Raw genomic sequence first — 264 nt, forward strand, 5'->3', positions numbered from 1 at the left:
ATTACAGGTGAATCCATACCACTAACGAAGGAAATAAATGATGAGGTATTTGCAGGAACTGTAAATATAAGTGGCTCCATCACCGTGACACTGACAAAGCATGCAGACGAATCGCTATTCCAAAAGATTGTTACATTAATTCAATCCGCACAAAGTGAGAAATCCCCTTCTCAAGCGTTTATTGAAAAATTTGAAGGAGCTTATGTCAAAATAGTATTGTCTATCGTAGTTCTATTAATGTTCCTTCCCCATTTTCTTTTAGAT

General features: G+C 36.0%; 1 pseudogene. It reads left to right on the top strand.

The features are described 5' to 3' along the window. Positions 1–264 (top strand): annotated as a pseudogene (locus HU755_RS27170) (hypothetical protein); the annotation flags it as partial.

It is taken from the genome of Pseudomonas sp. SWRI111 (genome assembly GCF_014268555.1).
GTDB lineage: Bacteria > Pseudomonadota > Gammaproteobacteria > Pseudomonadales > Pseudomonadaceae > Aquipseudomonas > Aquipseudomonas hamedanensis.